15 protein-coding genes and 1 tRNA gene are annotated in these 16418 nt (G+C 72.4%); 12 read left to right on the top strand and 4 right to left on the bottom strand.

The window, feature by feature from the left end; all coding sequences use genetic code 11:
• Positions 1-1116: 1116 nt before the first annotated feature.
• Genes paaA through AB0E62_RS03945 form a run of 5 tightly spaced genes read left to right on the top strand, consistent with a single transcriptional unit; the run spans position 1117 to position 4760 of the window.
• Positions 1117-2133 carry a 1,2-phenylacetyl-CoA epoxidase subunit PaaA gene (gene paaA / locus AB0E62_RS03965; protein ID WP_362187612.1) on the top strand — a complete coding sequence of 339 codons (1017 nt, stop codon included), beginning with the start codon at positions 1117-1119 and terminating at the stop codon, positions 2131-2133.
• The gene (paaB, locus tag AB0E62_RS03960) at positions 2130-2417 is read left to right on the top strand and encodes a 1,2-phenylacetyl-CoA epoxidase subunit PaaB (RefSeq protein WP_362187609.1); all 288 of its coding nucleotides are present in this window, start codon (positions 2130-2132) and stop codon (positions 2415-2417) included. The genes paaA and paaB overlap by 4 nt, the downstream gene beginning before the upstream one ends.
• On the top strand, positions 2414-3145 hold the full coding sequence (paaC, locus tag AB0E62_RS03955) for a 1,2-phenylacetyl-CoA epoxidase subunit PaaC (RefSeq protein WP_362187606.1): 732 nt from the start codon (positions 2414-2416) through the stop codon (positions 3143-3145). Before paaB ends, paaC begins: the two co-directional genes overlap by 4 nt.
• Positions 3139-3696: a 1,2-phenylacetyl-CoA epoxidase subunit PaaD gene (gene paaD, locus AB0E62_RS03950; protein WP_362187603.1), complete on the top strand. Its 558-nt coding sequence runs from the start codon at positions 3139-3141 to the stop codon at positions 3694-3696. Before paaC ends, paaD begins: the two co-directional genes overlap by 7 nt.
• Positions 3696-4760, top strand: coding sequence for a 2Fe-2S iron-sulfur cluster-binding protein (locus tag AB0E62_RS03945; RefSeq protein ID WP_362187601.1), 1065 nt, complete (start codon positions 3696-3698; stop codon positions 4758-4760). Before paaD ends, AB0E62_RS03945 begins: the two co-directional genes overlap by 1 nt.
• A gap of 21 nt (positions 4761-4781) precedes the next feature.
• On the opposite strand, the gene AB0E62_RS03940 is transcribed toward AB0E62_RS03945, so the two are convergent.
• The 3 genes from AB0E62_RS03940 to AB0E62_RS03930 form a co-directional block, all read right to left on the bottom strand.
• A complete protein-coding gene (locus AB0E62_RS03940; protein ID WP_362188093.1) occupies positions 4782-5111 on the bottom strand; it encodes a rhodanese-like domain-containing protein in 330 nt (109 codons plus the stop codon).
• Positions 5112-5155: 44 nt separating this feature from the next.
• Positions 5156-5968: a hypothetical protein gene (locus AB0E62_RS03935; protein ID WP_362187599.1), complete on the bottom strand. Its 813-nt coding sequence runs from the start codon at positions 5966-5968 to the stop codon at positions 5156-5158.
• A gap of 173 nt (positions 5969-6141) precedes the next feature.
• Positions 6142-7596, bottom strand: coding sequence for a DUF2252 domain-containing protein (locus AB0E62_RS03930; RefSeq protein ID WP_362187596.1), 1455 nt, complete (start codon positions 7594-7596; stop codon positions 6142-6144).
• A gap of 154 nt (positions 7597-7750) precedes the next feature.
• On the opposite strand from AB0E62_RS03930, the gene AB0E62_RS03925 reads away from it, so the two are divergent.
• Both AB0E62_RS03925 and AB0E62_RS03920 read left to right on the top strand, forming a co-directional pair.
• Positions 7751-8650 (top strand): aminoglycoside phosphotransferase family protein, encoded by a 900-nt coding sequence (locus AB0E62_RS03925; RefSeq protein WP_362187594.1) that lies wholly within the window; start codon positions 7751-7753, stop codon positions 8648-8650.
• A gap of 64 nt (positions 8651-8714) precedes the next feature.
• Positions 8715-9320, top strand: a complete 606-nt coding sequence (locus AB0E62_RS03920; RefSeq protein WP_362187591.1) for a TetR family transcriptional regulator — start codon at positions 8715-8717, stop codon at positions 9318-9320.
• 141 nt (positions 9321-9461) lie between these two features.
• Here AB0E62_RS03920 and AB0E62_RS03915 read toward each other — a convergent pair.
• Positions 9462-9545: transfer RNA gene (locus tag AB0E62_RS03915), tRNA-Leu, on the bottom strand.
• Between the two features lie 531 nt (positions 9546-10076).
• On the opposite strand from AB0E62_RS03915, the gene AB0E62_RS03910 reads away from it, so the two are divergent.
• The 5 genes from AB0E62_RS03910 to AB0E62_RS03890 all read left to right on the top strand — a co-directional run bounded on the left by AB0E62_RS03910 (position 10077) and on the right by AB0E62_RS03890 (position 16258).
• Positions 10077-10943, top strand: a complete 867-nt coding sequence (locus AB0E62_RS03910; protein ID WP_362187588.1) for a DUF3662 and FHA domain-containing protein — start codon at positions 10077-10079, stop codon at positions 10941-10943.
• Positions 10944-10953: 10 nt separating this feature from the next.
• The gene (locus AB0E62_RS03905; protein WP_362187586.1) at positions 10954-11493 is read left to right on the top strand and encodes an FHA domain-containing protein; all 540 of its coding nucleotides are present in this window, start codon (positions 10954-10956) and stop codon (positions 11491-11493) included.
• Positions 11494-11633: 140 nt separating this feature from the next.
• Entirely contained in the window at positions 11634-13298 is a 1665-nt protein-coding gene (locus AB0E62_RS03900) for a Stp1/IreP family PP2C-type Ser/Thr phosphatase (protein WP_362187583.1), read from the top strand.
• 27 nt (positions 13299-13325) lie between these two features.
• Positions 13326-14777 (top strand): FtsW/RodA/SpoVE family cell cycle protein, encoded by a 1452-nt coding sequence (locus tag AB0E62_RS03895; protein WP_362187581.1) that lies wholly within the window; start codon positions 13326-13328, stop codon positions 14775-14777.
• Positions 14774-16258, top strand: a complete 1485-nt coding sequence (locus AB0E62_RS03890) for a penicillin-binding protein 2 (protein ID WP_362187578.1) — start codon at positions 14774-14776, stop codon at positions 16256-16258. The genes AB0E62_RS03895 and AB0E62_RS03890 overlap by 4 nt, the downstream gene beginning before the upstream one ends.
• Positions 16259-16418 lie beyond the last annotated feature (160 nt).

Genomic DNA, 16418 nt, shown 5'->3' with positions numbered 1-16418 from the left:
GCCGGTACGAGGATCCGCCCAGGCGGCACCACCACGCGACCCGGACGCGAACACCCCGGCACCGGACCCAGCACCCGCACCACCGGTGCCGGACTCGAACGCAGACCCGCCGGTACGAGGATCCGCCCAGGCGGCACCACCACGCGGCTCCGACGCGAACACCCCGGCACCGGACCCAGCCCCCGCACCACCGGTGCCGGGCTCGGGAACGGCCATGCCGGTACGGGCGCCGGTCCCCGTACCGTCGGCACGGGGCTCGGGCACCGGTCCATCAGTTCGGCGCCCGGACCCTGTGTCTCCGGCGTGGGGCCCGGGCGCGGGCGCGTCGTTACGTGGCTCAGGCGCGTCGTTACGTGGCTCAGGGGCGGCGTTACGTGGCTCAGGGGCGGCGGGCGGCGAGGCCGGCCGCGGCGGCTGTTCCGGGAGACGCGTCCCGGCCGGCCCGTCGGGATCCCGCGGTTCCCGCGAGTCCTCGTCGTACGCGTCCATTCCGTCCCGTCCCCCGTATCGGCTCATTCTCGTTAGGCCCGGTCGTTCCGCTCGGTCTCGTCCGCCCGGCGTCCGGGCCGGGCGGGGCAGCCCGTCGGCGCCGGGTTCGGCACAGGCGCCGCACGCTGCACCAGCGCCACGTCTCGGTGCCCGCACGGAACGGTACTCAGCCAGGGGCACCGGGCGCAGCCCCGGGGCCGATCCGAGGGCGTGGCCACGCCACTGGCGGCACGCGGGAACTCAGCGGACACGGCATCCGCCGCTCGGACGGGCGCCATGCCACAGCCCACCGCCGGCATCCCGCGCCACCGTGCTCACCCGCTCACCGCTCGTCCACCCTGACCCGCCCTCGCCGGCCCTTCAGCCCACCGGGTCACGCCCGCCCCCACCCTTCCACCACACCCTCACGCCCCCTCCGCCCTGCCCTTCCACCCCCTCGGACCAGCCCGTGAACCACGCCCCGTCCTACGCCCCGGCACGTTGTCCACAGGCCGTGCCGGGAGTTTTCCACAGCGGTTGACACCCCGTGGCGGCCCGGCCCACCATGGATTGCGCACGGACCGAACGATCGGTCGGGCCGGGCGGGCAGAACAGTGTTCACCGCAGAGCCGAGGTCAGGGGGACCGCATGGCCACAGCAGCCGCGCAGCGCACGGCCGGTACAGAGGCGGACGGCGCGCCGGACACCACCGACACGGCGGCCTACCAGGCGGCCTTCGACGCGGCCGTCGCCGCCGACGAGCGCATCGAACCGCGCGACTGGATGCCGGACGCCTACCGCGCGACCCTGGTCCGGCAGATCGCCCAGCACGCGCACTCCGAGATCATCGGCATGCAGCCGGAGGCCAACTGGATCACCCGCGTGCCCTCACTGCGGCGCAAGGCGATCCTGATGGCCAAGGTCCAGGACGAGGCCGGCCACGGCCTGTATCTGTACAGCGCGGCCGAGACGCTCGGCACCAGCCGCGACGAGCTGCTCGACAAACTGCACGCCGGCCGCCAGAAGTACTCCTCGATCTTCAACTACCCGACCCTGACCTGGGCCGACGTCGGAGCGATCGGCTGGCTGGTGGACGGCGCCGCGATCACCAACCAGGTGCCCCTGTGCCGCTGCTCCTACGGCCCGTACGCCCGCGCGATGGTGCGGATCTGCAAGGAGGAGTCCTTCCACCAGCGCCAGGGCTACGAACTGCTGCTGGCCCTCAGCAAGGGCACACCGGAACAGCACGCCATGGCACAGGACGCGGTGGACCGCTGGTGGTGGCCGTCGCTGATGATGTTCGGCCCGCCCGACGACGAGTCCCAGCACTCCGCGCAGTCGATGGAGTGGAAGATCAAGCGGCACTCCAACGACGAACTGCGCCAGCGCTTCGTGGACATCTGCGTCCCGCAGGCCGAGTCCCTGGGTCTCACCCTCCCCGACCCGGAACTGCGGTGGAACGAACAGCGGGGGCACCACGACTTCGGCCCGATCGACTGGACGGAGTTCTGGGAGGTGCTCAAGGGCAACGGCCCCTGCAACGAACAGCGCCTCACCCAGCGCAGGCGCGCCCACGACGAGGGCGCGTGGGTACGGGAAGCCGCCGCGGCCTACGCGGCCAAGCACACCGGCGACACCGGTGGGACGGGAGCGACGCGAGCATGAGCACCACCGACTGGCCCCTGTGGGAGGTCTTCGTGCGCTCCCGGCGCGGCCTGTCCCACACCCACGCCGGCAGCCTGCACGCGCCCGACGCAGAGCTGGCCCTGCGCAACGCCCGCGATCTGTACACCCGGCGCGGTGAGGGCGTCTCCATCTGGGTCGTCCCGGCCACCGCCGTCACCGCCTCCTCGCCGGACGAGAAGGACCCCTTCTTCGAGCCGGCCGCCGACAAGCCCTACCGGCACCCGACCTTCTACGAGATCCCGGAAGGGGTGAAGCACCTGTGACCGCCGCCGGCCCCGCCCTCGTCCCGGTGACCGCCGCGCTCGCCCTCGGCGACGACGCCCTGGTGCTCTCCCACCGCCTCGGGGAGTGGGCCGGGCACGCCCCGGTCCTGGAGGAGGAGGTCGCCCTCGCCAACATCGCCCTGGACCTGCTCGGGCAGGCACGGGTGCTGCTGTCGCTGGCCGGTGACGAGGACGAACTGGCCTACCTGCGCGAGGAGCGGTCCTTCCGCAACCTCCAGCTCGTCGAGCAGCCGAACGGCGACTTCGCGCACACCATCGCCCGCCAGCTGTACTTCTCCACGTACCAGCACCTCCTGTACGCCGGCCTGGCCGCGGCGGACGGCCCGTTCGCGCCGCTGGCGGCGAAGGCGGTGAAGGAGGTCGCCTACCACCGCGACCACGCCGAGCAGTGGACGCTGCGGCTCGGCGACGGCACCCGGACCAGCCATGAGCGGATGGCCCGGGCCTGTGCCGCGCTGTGGCGCTACACCGGGGAGATGTTCCAGCCGGTGGAGGGCCTGACCGTCGACTGGGCGCGGCTGGAGGAGCGGTGGCTGGAGTCCGTCGAGGACGTGCTCACCCGTGCCACCCTCACCCTCCCCGAGGGGCCGCGCACCGGTGCCTGGTCGGCGGGGGCCGGCCGGCAGGGCCTGCACACCGAGCCGTTCGGCCGGATGCTCGCCGAGATGCAGCACCTGCACCGCAGCCACCCGGGGGCGACATGGTGACCGCCACCGCCCTGGAGACGGAACTGCTGGAGCTGGCCGGGGCGGTGCCCGACCCCGAGCTGCCCGTGCTCACGCTGCGGGAGCTGGGCGTGCTCCGCGCGGTGCACGTCCACGGCACGGACGCGGTGGAGGTCGATCTCACCCCCACCTACACCGGCTGTCCCGCCATCGAGGCGATGAGCGTCGACATAGAGCGGGTGCTGCGCGCCCACGGCATGCGCGAGGTCACCGTCCGTACGGTGCTCACCCCCGCCTGGTCGACCGACGACATCACCCCCGAAGGACGCGAGAAACTCCGGGAGTTCGGCATCGCTCCGCCCCGCACCCAGCGCCCGGCCGGCCCGGTGCCGCTGTCCCTGGGCCCGACGCGCACCCGGTCCACGGACCGGACCGGGAACGCCGGCCCGGATGCGGCGGCGGAACCGGTCCGCTGTCCGCACTGCGGATCGGCCGACACCGAGCTGCTGAGCCGGTTCTCCTCGACCGCGTGCAAGGCGCTGCGCCGGTGCCTGGACTGCCGCGAACCGTTCGACCACTTCAAGGAGTTGTGATGGCACGCTTCCACCCGCTCCCGGTGGCCGCGGTCGACCGGCTCACGGACGACTCCGTCGCCCTCACCCTCTCCGTCCCGCCCGGACTGCGCGAGGAGTACCGGCACGCGCCCGGCCAGCATCTGGCGCTGCGCCGCCGGGTGGACGGCACGGAGATCCGCCGCACCTACTCGATCTGCTCCCCCGCCCCCGACCCGGCCGGCGAGGGACCGGCGACCTTGCGGGTGGGGGTGCGGCTGGTGGAGGGCGGGGCCTTCTCCGCCTACGCGCTGAAGGAGATCAACGCCGGGGACGAGCTCGAGGTGATGACCCCGGCGGGCCGCTTCACCCTGGACCCGGCCCCGGGGTGGTACGCGGCGGTGGTCGGCGGCAGCGGCATCACCCCGGTGCTGTCCATCGTCACCACGCTGCTGGCACGCGAACCGCGGGCCCGGTTCTGTCTGATACGCAGCGACCGGACGGCCGCCTCGACGATGTTCCTGGAGGAGGTCGCCGACCTGAAGGACCGCTACCCCGAGCGGCTTCAGCTGGTGACCGTGCTCTCCCGGGAGGAGCAGCAGGCGGGCCTGCCGTCGGGCCGGCTCGACCGGGAGCGGCTCACGGGACTGCTGCCCGCGCTGCTGCCGGTGACGGAGGTGGCGGGCTGGTTCCTGTGTGGACCGTACGGGCTGGTGCAGGGCGCGGAACGGGCACTGCGCGACCTGGGCGTGGCACGGGACCGGATCCACCAGGAGATCTTCCATGTGGACGCGGGCTCGGCCCCCGCGGCGACGGCGGCGGCGCCCGCGCACAGCACCGTCACCGCGCGGCTGGACGGGCGCGGCGGCACCTGGCCGGTGCGCGAGGGCGAGTCGCTGCTGGAGACGGTGCTGCGCAACCGGCCCGACGCGCCCTACGCCTGCAAGGGCGGCGTGTGCGGGACGTGCCGGGCCTTCCTGGTCGCGGGCGAGGTGCGCATGGACCGCAACTTCGCGCTGGAGACGGAGGAGACGCAGGCCGGGTATGTGCTGGCCTGCCAGTCGCATCCGCTGACGGAAAGGGTGGAGCTGGACTTCGACCGCTGACGTACCGCCTCCGCCGGGTGGCTAGAGGACGAAGCCCGGGGTGCCGTCGTCGGTGACGACCGGGCGGCCTGCCTGCTGCCAGTCCTGCATGCCGCCGTCGACGTTCACCGCGTCGACGCCCTGCTGGACCAGGTACATGGTGACCTGGGCCGAGCGGCCGCCCGAGCGGCAGATGACGTGGACGCGACCGTCCTGCGGGGCGGCCTCGGTCAGCTCGCCGTAGCGGGCGGCGAACTCGCTGAGGGGGATGTGCAGCGCCCCCTCGGCGTGGCCCGCCTGCCACTCGTCGTCCTCGCGGACGTCCAGCAGGAAGGCACCGTCCTTGACGTCCGTGACCTGGACCGTGGGCACACCAGCTCCGAAATTCATGCCTCCGACGCTACCCGAAGCCGGGCTCAGCCCTGTCCCAGGAGGCCGGCCAGTTCCACCTCCCGCTGGGCGATGTCGGCGCGCAGCCGGCCGGCGATCTCGTCGAGCAGTCCGTCGGGGTCGTCCGGGGCGAGCCGGAGCAGCCCGGCGATCGCGCCCTCCTCCAGCTCGCGGGCGACGATCGCGATCAGTTCCTTGCGCTGGGCGAGCCATTCGAGGCGGGCGTACAGCTCCTCGGCGGGGCTGGGCCGGCGTTCGGGCGGTACCGGTCCGGCGGCCCACTCGGCGGCCAGCTCCGTGAGCAGGGTCTCGTCACCGCGGGCATAGGCGGCGTTGACCCGGCTGAGGAACTCCTCGCGCCGCTTGCGCTCGTCCTCCTCCTGGGCCAGGTCGGGGTGGGCCTTGCGGGCGAGGTCGCGGTAGAGCTTGCGGGCCCGCTCGCTGGGCCGGACCCGCTCCGGGGGCCGTACCGCCTGGCCGGTGAGCATGGCGGTGGCCTCCGGGAACAGGCCGTCGCCGTCCATCCAGCCGTGCAGCAGCTCCTCCACGTCCGGCAGCGGCAGCACCCGGGCACGGGCCTCGGCGGCGCGGCGGACGTCCTCGGGGTCACCGGTGCGGGCGGCGCGCGCCTCGGCGATCTGCGCGTCCAGTTCCTCGATCCGGGCGTACAACGGGCCGAGCCGCTGGTCGTGCAGGCGGGAGAAGTTCTCGACCTCGACGCGGAACGTCTCCACGGCGATCTCGTACTCGATCAGCGCCTGCTCGGCGGCCCGGACGGCCTGTTCCAGCCGCTCCTCGGGGCGCGGCGCCTGGGAATGGCCGGCTTCGGGGGTGGTCACCCGCTCAGCGTATCGTCGCGGGGCGCTCCGCCTGGCTTGTGGCGTGGGCGCGGGTGCGTTCGGGCCGGGCGCGCGGTTCCCCGCGCCCCGGGGAGTCGCAGAGCCCCCGCACCGGACGGGAGCTGTTTGTGCCGGAAGGGGATCGCTCTCGTGCCGTAGGGCTGAGTGGTGGCTCATACCCCCGTTTCCGCGGCTATCCGGCCCGTCCGTATGGCTGTCAGGAGGTCGGCGTGGTCGGATTCGGTGCGGTCGGCGTAGGTGTGGGCGAACGCGGTGATGGCCTCGTCCAGTTCCTCGTTCTTGCCGCAGTAGCCGGCGATCAGCCGCGGGTCGGCGCCGTGGGAGTGGGCGCGGGCCAGCAGGGCACCGGTCATGCGGCCGTAGTCGTCGAGCTGGTCGGCGGGGAGGGCGGCCGGGTCGACGCTGCCCTTGCGGTTGCGGAACTGGCGCACCTGGCAGGGGCGCCCCTCGACGGTGGTCCAGCCCAGCAGGATGTCGCTGACCACCTGCATCCGCTGCTGGCCGAGGACCACCCGGCGGCCCTCGTGCGCCACCGGCGGCACCGGGAAGCCGGCCGTGGCCAGGTGCGGCAGGAGCGCGGAGGGGCGGGCCTCCTTCACCTGGAGGATCAGCGGCTCCCCGCGGTGGTCGAGCAGCAGGACGACGTAGGAGCGGGTGCCGACGCTGCCGGTGCCGACCACCCGGAACGCCACGTCGTGCACGGCGTGCCGGGCCAGCAGGGGACGGCGGTCCTCGCCGATCGTGCCGGCGTACTCCTCCAGGGCCAGGGCGACCGCCGCGGCCTCGGCGTCCGGGATGTCACGCAGGACCGGCGGGGCGGGCACGAACCGGCGGCCGCCGCCCTCGACGGGCTCCGTGGACTTCGCCGCGAACCGGCCGCTGGTGTTGGTCCGGGCCTTCTCCGAGACCCTCCGCAGGGTGCCGAGCAGGTCGTGGGCGTCGGTGTGGGAGACCAGTTCCTCGTCGGCGATGGCGTTCCAGGCGTCGAGCGCCGGCATCTTGGCGAGCAGCCGCATGGTGCGGCGGTAGGCGCCGACCGCGTCCCGGGCCGCACCGCGGCAGGTGTCCTCGTCGGCGCCCGCCTCCCGGCCGGCCAGCACCAGGGAGGCCGCGAGCCGCTTCAGGTCCCACTCCCAGGGGCCGTGCGCGGTCTCGTCGAAGTCGTTGAGGTCGATGACGAGGTCACCGCGGGCATCGCCGTACAGGCCGAAGTTGGCCGCGTGCGCGTCCCCGCAGAGCTGGGTGCCGATCCCGGTCATGGGGGTGCGGGCGAGGTCGTACGCCATGAGCCCGGCCGAGCCGCGCAGGAAGGCGAACGGTCCGGCCGCCATCCGGCCCACGCGCAGCGGGATCAGCTCGGGGATGCGGCCGGCGTTGGACTCCCGTACCGCGCTCACCGCGTCGGGGCGGCCGGCGTCGGGGTCGTACGCGCGGTGGGCGGAACGCGGCACGCTCTCCCGCAGCGCCTTGCCCTCCTTCTTCGGCGCGCCGGACGCACCCGCCGGCCCCGGCTCCCCCGGGGCCCAGGAGGCGAAGCCCCGTACCCGGGGGAGCCGGCGCGCGCTCCGCGCCGCCGTGTCCGCCGCCCGCCCATCGCTTCCGGTCATCACGACCGCCTCCCCCGCACTGCCGCACGTCTTCGAACAGACGTCGGTACGACCATCGACTCGGGGAGACGGTACAACCGCCGGCCGGAATACCTGAGCCCCCGGCGGCCGGCGAACCGTAGGCTGGTCGGCACCGGACGATCTTGGGGGCGCGGTGAGGGACCTGGTCACACCGGAGGCCCGGGACCGGCTGGTGGTGCGGTTCGGGCCCGCGGTGCTCGCCTGGTGCGACCGGCTGCCCGGTCTGGTCGGTGAGCTGACCGCCCGCTGGGACCTGGCGGTCGTGGCGGCGGGCGGGGGAGGCACCTCACGGGTGTTCCGGTGTGTGGAGCGGCCCACGGGCGCCTCGGTATGGCTGAAACTCACGCCCGAGCCGGCGATCGCCCGTGAGGAGGCCGAGGCGCTGCGGGCGTGGGCGGGCAGGCCGTCGGTCGTCGGACTGCTGGCGGAAGACCCCGGCCTGGGGGCCCTGCTGCTGGAGGACGTGGAGCCGGGAGTGCCCGTACGACAGCTCTCCTGGGAGCTGTCCGGCGCGGCGGCGCTGCTGCGGGAGCTGCGGGCCGGCCCGCCCGCGCGGGGTGAGCACTCGGTGCTGGGGCCCCTGTCCCACCGGATCGGCTTCCTGTTCGACCTGGCGGACCGCACGCGGGCGGCGGTCCCGGCCGCCCCCTTCCCTCCGGGGGCACTGGACCGGGCCCGGGAGGCGGCCCTCGGACTCGCCGCCACCGGGCCCGTCGGCCTCGTACACGGTGATCTGCATCCGGCCAACGTGCTGTCCGGCCCCGGTGCCCGCATGGTGGCGATCGATCCGCGGCCGGCCTGGGGCGACCCGGACTTCGACGCCGTCGACTGGGCCCTGGACGGGGTCGCGGACGCGGCCGCGCTCGAGGAGCGGGTCCGGAAGCTGGCGGAGCTGGTCCCCGGCCAGTCCCCCGACCGGGTACGGGACTGGTGCCGGGCCCTGGCCCCGCTGCTCGCGCTGCCCAGGGTCCGCGCCGGCCGAAAGGACCCGGAAACCGCTTTCCTCATCGCGCTGACCAGCGGGAACGGCTAGGAACCGCGGTGAGCAGGCGGTGGGACAATGGCGTCGGCCTCATGCGTCAGGAAGGGGTAGGCCCATGACCACCCGGCCCGGCCTGCGGGAGCGGAAGAAGGCCAAGACCCGGCGCCTGCTCCGGCAGGAAGCCCTCCGTCTCTTCGTGGAGCAGGGATACGACAACACCACTGTCGAACAGATATGCGTCGCGGCCGACATCTCACCGAGCACGTTCTTCCGATACTTCCCGACGAAGGAGGACGTGGTCCTCACGGACGACCCCGGCCCGCTCGCGGAGGAGCCTCCCGCCGTGCCCGGCCCGCCGGAGCCGCCGGCGGACGACGCGGTGCGGGCCACGCTCCACGACCTGCTCGCCCGGCGTCTCGGCCCGGACCCGGACACCACGCTGGCGCGGCTCGGGCTGGCCGCGCGGGTGCCGTCCCTGCGCGGGCGGATGTGGCAGCGGCAGGAGGCGCAGGTCGCGCACACGGCGGCGCTGCTCGCCCGGCGCGCGGGAGGGGCCCCTGACGCGTACGAGGTGAGGGTGACCGCTGCCGTCCTCGCCGCGGTGGTCACCGAGACCCTTCTGTACTGGGCGGAACAGAACGGCGAGCCCGGCCTCCCGGCCCTCTTCGACCGGGCCCTGGCCCAGCTCGGCGGGCTCCGCCCGGGCCCCGGCTGCTCCTGAGAGCTTCCTCACAAAGGCTCCGGCGGCACAAAGGAGACCCCCGCAGCCCCAAAGGAGCCCCACAGCACCAACGCCCGGAAGCCTCGCGCCGGAAAAGCAGAAGGGCCGGTCTCGTAATCGAGACCGGCCACTTCCGGGTTGTGCGCGAGGGGGGAGTTGAACCCCCACGCCCTTGCGGGCACTGGAACCTGAATCCAGCGCGTCTGCCTATTCCGCCACCCGCGCATTGGGTGTGTCTTCCGGTTCCTTCCCTTTCGGGCTGGCCCCTTCCGACATCGAGAACATTAGCACGTCGTCCAGGGTGGATTCACATCCCTTCCCGCCGCCCCCGGCGACCCCGCCCGGGCCCTCCCCGTCACCGACGGCGGTGGTGCGCGCCTCCCCCGCGCCTCCCCCGCGCCTCCCCCGCGCAACCCCACGGCGCCCCGCCCGCGCCTCCCCCGCGCCTCCCCACGTGCACCGCCCGTGCCCGTCCGTCTCAGAGAGACACGGTTCACGTATCAACCTCGTACCGGTCCCGGCCGTCTCCCCGGAAGGCGGGCCGGGTGCACAGCCGGGTGCGGGACACTGGTCTTCGCCCGCCTCTACGATCCAGGGGCAGCAGGACACGCACCAGGAGTTCGAAGGGGAGCCGCTGGGGGAACCGGCTGATTGGCGGGCGCGTAGATACGATCAGTAAGCAGTACCCAGCAGTACCCCGGCAAGGCAGCGGCACACAGCAAGGCAAGACGACGGCAGGGACGGAGGAGGTGCCCCATGGGAGTCCTGAAGAAGTTCGAGCAGCGTCTCGAAGGTCTGGTGAACGGCACCTTCGCCAAGGTCTTCAAGTCCGAGGTCCAGCCCGTGGAGATCGCCGGAGCGCTCCAGCGGGAGTGCGACAACAACGCCACGATCTGGAACCGGGACCGCACCGTCGTGCCCAACGACTTCATCGTGGAGCTGAGCGCGCCGGACTACGAGCGCCTCAGCCCCTACTCCGGGCAGCTCGGCGACGAGCTGGCCGGGATGGTGCGCGACTACGCCAAGCAGCAGCGCTACACCTTCATGGGCCCGATCAAGGTCAATCTGGAGAAGGCCGAAGACCTGGACACCGGCCTGTACCGGGTGCGCTCGCGCACCCTCGCCTCCTCCAGCAGCCAGCAGGACCCGCAGGCGCCGCCCGCCCCGGCGCCCGGCCGCCCCGCGGCGGGCACCCCCGGCGGGTACGGCTACCCGCCGGCCGCCCCGCCCGCCGGGGCGCCCCCGATGCCGTCGACGCCGCCGCCCGGCGCCCGGCCCGGGGGGTACGGCTATCCGCAGCCCGCCACCCAGCGGCCCGCCGCGGCCCCGATGAGCGGCGCGCGCACCCGCTACTGGATCGAGATCAACGGCACCCGCCACCAGATCTCCCGCCCGACGCTGGTGCTGGGCCGCAGCACCGACGCCGATGTGCGGATCGACGACCCCGGCGTCTCCCGCCGGCACTGCGAGATCCGGACCGGAACGCCCTCGACGATCCAGGATCTCGGCTCCACCAACGGCATCGTGGTGGACGGGCAGCACACCACCCGCGCTACGCTCCGCGACGGCTCGCGGATCGTCGTGGGCAGCACCACCGTTATCTATAGGCAAGCCGAAGGGTGAAGCGGGGGCAATGTCAGAGCTGACCCTCACGGTCATGCGGCTGGGTTTCCTGGCCGTACTGTGGCTGTTCGTGATCGTGGCCGTGCAGGTCATCCGGAGCGACCTGTTCGGTACGCGCGTCACCCAGCGCGGATCGCGTAGGGAGGCGGCCCGGCCGCAGCAGTCCGGACGGCAGCAGACCCGGCAACAGGCCCGGCAGCAGGCCGCACCGCCGCAACAGCGCGGCCAGCAGGGCGGCGGCCGGCGCGGCCGCAACGCCCCGACCAAGCTGGTCGTGACCGAGGGCACACTGACCGGCACCACCGTCGCGCTGCAGGGCCAGACCATCACCCTGGGCCGGGCGCACGACTCCACGATCGTGCTGGACGACGACTACGCCTCCAGCCGCCATGCCAGGATCTACCCGGACCAGAACGGCCAGTGGATCATCGAGGACCTCGGTTCCACCAACGGCACGTACCTGGACCGGTCCCGGCTGACGACCCCCACACCGATCCCGCTGGGCGCGCCGATCCGCATCGGCAAGACCGCCATCGAGCTGCGGAAGTAGTGCTACGTCATGAATAAGCGCGAGCGGAGCGAGCACGCCGCGGCAGGCCGCCACCCGGTCTCCGGCGCGCTCCCGACCGGAGGGTGGGCAGTGTGGCTCGACACGACCGGCTGCAGTCGGAGCCGACGGGCGAGGTGCGCATGAGTCTGTCACTGCGCTTCGCCGCCGGATCGCACGAGGGCATGATCCGCGGGCACAACGAGGACTCCGGGTACGCCGGCCCGCGCCTGCTGGCGATCGCCGACGGCATGGGCGGCCAGGCGGCCGGCGAGGTCGCCTCCTCCGAGGTGATCTCCACCATCGTCCCGCTCGACGACGACGTGCCCGGCTCCGACCTCCTCACCTCGCTCGGCACCGCCGTGCAGCGCGCCAACGACCAGCTGCGCGCCATGGTCCAGGAGGACCCGCAGCTGGAGGGCATGGGCACCACCCTCACCGCCCTGCTGTGGACCGGCCGGCGGCTCGGTCTGGTGCACGTCGGCGACTCGCGCGCCTATCTGCTGCGCGATGGCGTCCTCACCCAGATCACCCAGGACCACACCTGGGTGCAGCGGCTCGTCGACGAGGGCCGGATCACCGAGGAAGAGGCCACCACCCACCCGCAGCGCTCCCTGCTGATGCGCGCCCTCGGCAGCAGCGAGCACGTCGAGCCCGACCTCTCCATCCGCGAGGTCCGCGCCGGCGACCGCTATCTGATCTGTTCCGACGGACTGTCCGGCGTGGTCTCCCACCAGACGATGGAGGAGACCCTCGCCAGCTACCAGGGCCCCGAGGAGACCGTGCAGGAGCTGATCCAGCTCGCGCTGCGCGGCGGCGGCCCGGACAACATCACGGTCATCGTCGCCGACGTGCTGGACCTGGACCAGGGCGACACCCTCGCCGGTCAGCTGTCCGACCAGCCGGTGGTGGTCGGCGCGGTCGCCGAGAACCAGCACCACCCGCACGACAACGGCATCATGCAGACCCCGGCCGGCCGCGCCGCCCATCTGGGCCGGCAGGGCCACGGCGGCGGCGAGTTCGGACCGCCCGGCTCCGGTGACACCGGTTACCAGCAGGGCGGCGGCTTCGGCGAGTACGCCGACGACGACTTCTCCAAGCCGCGCAAGCAGCGCAGATGGCTCAAGACGTCCCTGTACGGCGCCCTCGCCCTCGCCGTCGTGGGCGGCGGACTGTACGGCGGCTACCGCTGGACGCAGACGCAGTACTACATCGGCGCCAAGGACGAGCACGTCGCGCTGTACCGCGGGATCAGCCAGGACCTGGCCTGGGTGTCGCTGTCGAAGGTGGAGAGGGACCACCCCGAGATCGAACTCAAGTACCTGCCGCCGTACCAGCAGAAGCAGGTGAAGGCCACGATCGCGGAGGGCGGCCTCCAGGCGGCCCGGACGAAGGTCGAGGAGCTGGCCGTGCAGGCCTCCGCCTGCCGGAAGCAGGCCGAGCGCAAGGCCGCGGACGAGGCCGCGCGCGACGCGAAGAACGACAAGGGCAAGCCCGCCGACGGCGGCAAGGCCACCGGCGGCACCTCCGGCACCGGCACCACGGGGACCGGCGGCACCGGCACCGGCACCACCGCCGGTACGGGCACGCACGCCGCGTTCCCGGAGGACTCCGTCCCGCCGGTCGTCGCCGTGGCCCAGGTCTCCCTCGTCACGAAGGCCACCCCGACCCCGAACCCGACGGCCTCGAGGACGACCCCGGCGTCTCCTTCGAAGTCTCCGTCCACGACCCCGTCCGCGACCCCCAGCCCCGGCCCCACTCTCTCGGAGGATGAGCAGAAGGTCGTCTCGCTGTGCGGTAAGCAGTAGGCAAGCCGTGAGAGGCCCCGTCACACGATGAGCAGTTCTACGAATTCGCCGACGCATCACACGTCCACGATCGGCGCCATCGGCGCGCCGAGCCGCCGCAACACCGAGCTGGCCCTGCTGGTCTTCGCCGTGGCCATCCCGGTGTTCGCCTACGCCAACGTGGGCCTGGCCATCAGCGACCAGGTCCCGTCCGGGCTGCTCAGCTACGGCCTGGGCCTCGGGCTGCTGGCCGGCGTCGCCCACCTCGCCGTACGGAAGTTCGCCCCGTACGCCGACCCGCTGCTGCTGCCGCTGGCCACCCTGCTCAACGGGCTGGGGCTGGTGTGCATCTGGCGGCTGGACCAGTCCAAGCTGCTCCAGTCGCTGCCCAACTTCGTCACGGCCGCACCCCGGCAGCTGCTGTACACCGCGCTGGGCATCGCGCTGTTCGTCGTGGTGCTGATCTTCCTGAAGGACCACCGCGTCCTCCAGCGCTACACGTACATCTCCATGTTCAGCGCCCTGGTGCTGCTCATCCTGCCGCTGGTGCCGGGTCTCGGGGCCAACATCTACGGCGCGAAGATCTGGATCCGGATCCCCGGTCTGGGTTCCCTCCAGCCCGGCGAGTTCGCGAAGATCGTCCTCGCCGTGTTCTTCGCCGGCTACCTGATGGTGAAGCGCGACGCCCTGGCCCTCGCCAGCCGCCGCTTCATGGGCCTGTACCTGCCGCGCGGCCGCGACCTCGGCCCGATCCTGGTCGTCTGGGCGATCTCGATCCTCATCCTGGTCTTCGAGACGGACCTCGGCACCTCGCTGCTGTTCTTCGGGATGTTCGTCATCATGCTGTACGTCGCCACCGAGCGGACCAGCTGGATCGTCTTCGGTCTGCTGATGTCCGCGGCCGGCGCCGTGGGCGTGGCGAGCTTCGAACCGCACATCCAGACCCGTGTGAAGGCCTGGCTCGACCCGATGAGGGAGTACACCCTCAGCCGGACCGGGGCCCACGACGGCGTCCTCCACTCCGAGCAGGCCATGCAGGCCCTGTGGGCCTTCGGCTCCGGCGGAACCCTCGGCTCCGGCTGGGGCCAGGGCCACTCCGACCTGATCCGGTTCGCCGCCAACTCCGACTTCATCCTCGCCACCTTCGGCGAGGAGCTGGGCCTGGCCGGCATCATGGCGATCCTGCTGATCTACGGTCTGATCGTGGAGCGCGGCGTGCGCACCGCCCTCGCCGCCCGCGACCCGTTCGGCAAGCTGCTCGCCATCGGCCTGTCCGGCGCCTTCGCCCTCCAGGTCTTCGTGGTGGCCGGCGGTGTCATGGGGCTCATCCCGCTGACCGGTATGACCATGCCGTTCCTCGCGTACGGTGGTTCGTCCGTGCTGGCCAACTGGGCGCTGATCGGCATCCTGATCCGGATCAGCGACACCGCCCGCCGCCCGGCGCCCGCCCCCGCGAGCAACCCCGACGCCGAGATGACCCAGGTGGTCCGCCCGTCATGAACAAGCCCCTGCGCCGCATCGCGATCTTCTGCGGTCTGCTCGTGCTGACCCTGCTGCTGCGGGACAACTACCTCCAGTACGTCAAGGCCGACAGCCTCAAGGACGACCCGAAGAACCGTCGTGTCACCATCGCCCGCTACGCCACCCCGCGCGGCGACATCCTCGTCGGCGGCGACCCGATCACCGGGTCCGCCGAGACGAGCAAGAGCGGTGTGAACGACCTGAAGTACAAGCGGACGTACAAGAACGGCGCCATGTGGGCGCCGGTCACCGGTTACGCCTCGCAGGCCTTCGGCGCCACCCAGCTGGAGTCCATCGAGGACGGCATCCTGACCGGCGACGACGACCGGCTGTTCTTCCGCAAGACCCTGGACATGATCACCGGCAAGGAGCAGCAGGGCGGCAACGTCGTCACCACGCTGAACGCCGGCGCGCAGAAGGCCGCGTTCGAGGGTCTGAAGAAGCAGGGCGGCAAGGGCGCGGTGGTCGCGCTGGAGCCCTCCACGGGCAAGATCCTGGCGCTGGCCTCCTACCCGTCGTACGACCCCTCGTCCTTCGCGGGCAACACGAACGACGACGCGGCGGCCTGGAAGAAGCTCCAGAAGAAGTACAACCCGAACGACCCGATGCTGAACCGGGCGCTGCGCGAGACGTACCCGCCGGGCTCGACCTTCAAGGTGGTCACGGCCGCCGCGGCGCTGGAGAACGGCAAGTACACCTCGGCCGACGAGCGGACCGACTCGCCGCTGCCGTGGACCATGCCGGGCACCACGACCGAGCTGAAGAACGAGGGCAACATCCCCTGCGAGAACGCGACCATGCGGGTCGCGCTCCAGTTCTCCTGCAACACCGTCTTCGGCAAGATCGGCTCCGACCTCGGCAACGACAAGATGCTGGAGGAGGCGAAAAAGTTCGGCTTCGACTCCGAGCAGTTCACGCCGGTGCGCGCGACCGCCTCGGTGTTCTCCGACGACATGAACAAGTCGCAGACCGCGCTGTCGTCCATCGGCCAGTACAACACCGCCGCCACCCCGCTGCAGATGGCGATGGTGGCCTCGGCGGTCGCCAACGACGGCAGGCTGATGAAGCCGTACATGGTCGACGAGCTGCAGTCCTCCAACCTGGACCCGGTCGCCAAGACCGAGCCGGAGGAGCTGAGCCGGCCGCTGTCGCCGAAGAACGCGCAGATCCTCCAGGACATGATGCAGACGGTGGTCGAGAAGGGCACCGGCACGAACGCGAAGATCGACGGCGTCACGGTCGGCGGCAAGACGGGTACCGCCCAGCACGGCGTGGAGAACAGCGAGAACCCGTACGCGTGGTTCATCTCCTACGCCAAGCTGCCCGACGGCAGCTCGCCGGTGGCGGTGGCCGTGGTGATCGAGGACGAGAGCGCCAACCGCGACGACATCTCCGGTGGCGGCCTGGCCGCGCCGATCGCGAGGAACGTCATGAAGGCGGTCGTCAACGCCAAGAAGTGACCGACCCCGGCCCCGGAAGTGACACCCCTCACACGCATTTCACATCGCCGCACGTTGCGATACCGGTCCTGTATCGGGTTACGGGCTTGGCCAGGTCACACAGAGCGAGCCGGGTACGGTAGGCCCGGACGGCAGCGCCTCCGGCCGCGCACAGGGGCGC

Source organism: Streptomyces sp. NPDC038707, from assembly GCF_040636485.1.
GTDB lineage: Bacteria > Actinomycetota > Actinomycetes > Streptomycetales > Streptomycetaceae > Streptomyces.
This window is presented reverse-complemented; position numbering and strand designations above follow the sequence as displayed.

Bases quoted from the DNA above. Each gene is read 5' to 3' on its own strand.
- paaA (WP_362187612.1), top strand. From the start codon at position 1,117: ATGGCCACAGCAGCCGCGCAGCGCACGGCCGGTACAGAGGCGGACGGC.
- paaB (WP_362187609.1), top strand. From the start codon at position 2,130: ATGAGCACCACCGACTGGCCCCTGTGGGAGGTCTTCGTGCGCTCCCGG.
- paaD (WP_362187603.1), top strand. From the start codon at position 3,139: ATGGTGACCGCCACCGCCCTGGAGACGGAACTGCTGGAGCTGGCCGGG.
- AB0E62_RS03945 (WP_362187601.1), top strand. From the start codon at position 3,696: ATGGCACGCTTCCACCCGCTCCCGGTGGCCGCGGTCGACCGGCTCACG.
- AB0E62_RS03930 (WP_362187596.1), bottom strand. From the start codon at position 7,596: ATGACCGGAAGCGATGGGCGGGCGGCGGACACGGCGGCGCGGAGCGCG.
- AB0E62_RS03920 (WP_362187591.1), top strand. From the start codon at position 8,715: ATGACCACCCGGCCCGGCCTGCGGGAGCGGAAGAAGGCCAAGACCCGG.
- AB0E62_RS03910 (WP_362187588.1), top strand. From the start codon at position 10,077: ATGGGAGTCCTGAAGAAGTTCGAGCAGCGTCTCGAAGGTCTGGTGAAC.
- AB0E62_RS03905 (WP_362187586.1), top strand. From the start codon at position 10,954: ATGTCAGAGCTGACCCTCACGGTCATGCGGCTGGGTTTCCTGGCCGTA.
- AB0E62_RS03900 (WP_362187583.1), top strand. From the start codon at position 11,634: ATGAGTCTGTCACTGCGCTTCGCCGCCGGATCGCACGAGGGCATGATC.
- AB0E62_RS03895 (WP_362187581.1), top strand. From the start codon at position 13,326: ATGAGCAGTTCTACGAATTCGCCGACGCATCACACGTCCACGATCGGC.
- AB0E62_RS03890 (WP_362187578.1), top strand. From the start codon at position 14,774: ATGAACAAGCCCCTGCGCCGCATCGCGATCTTCTGCGGTCTGCTCGTG.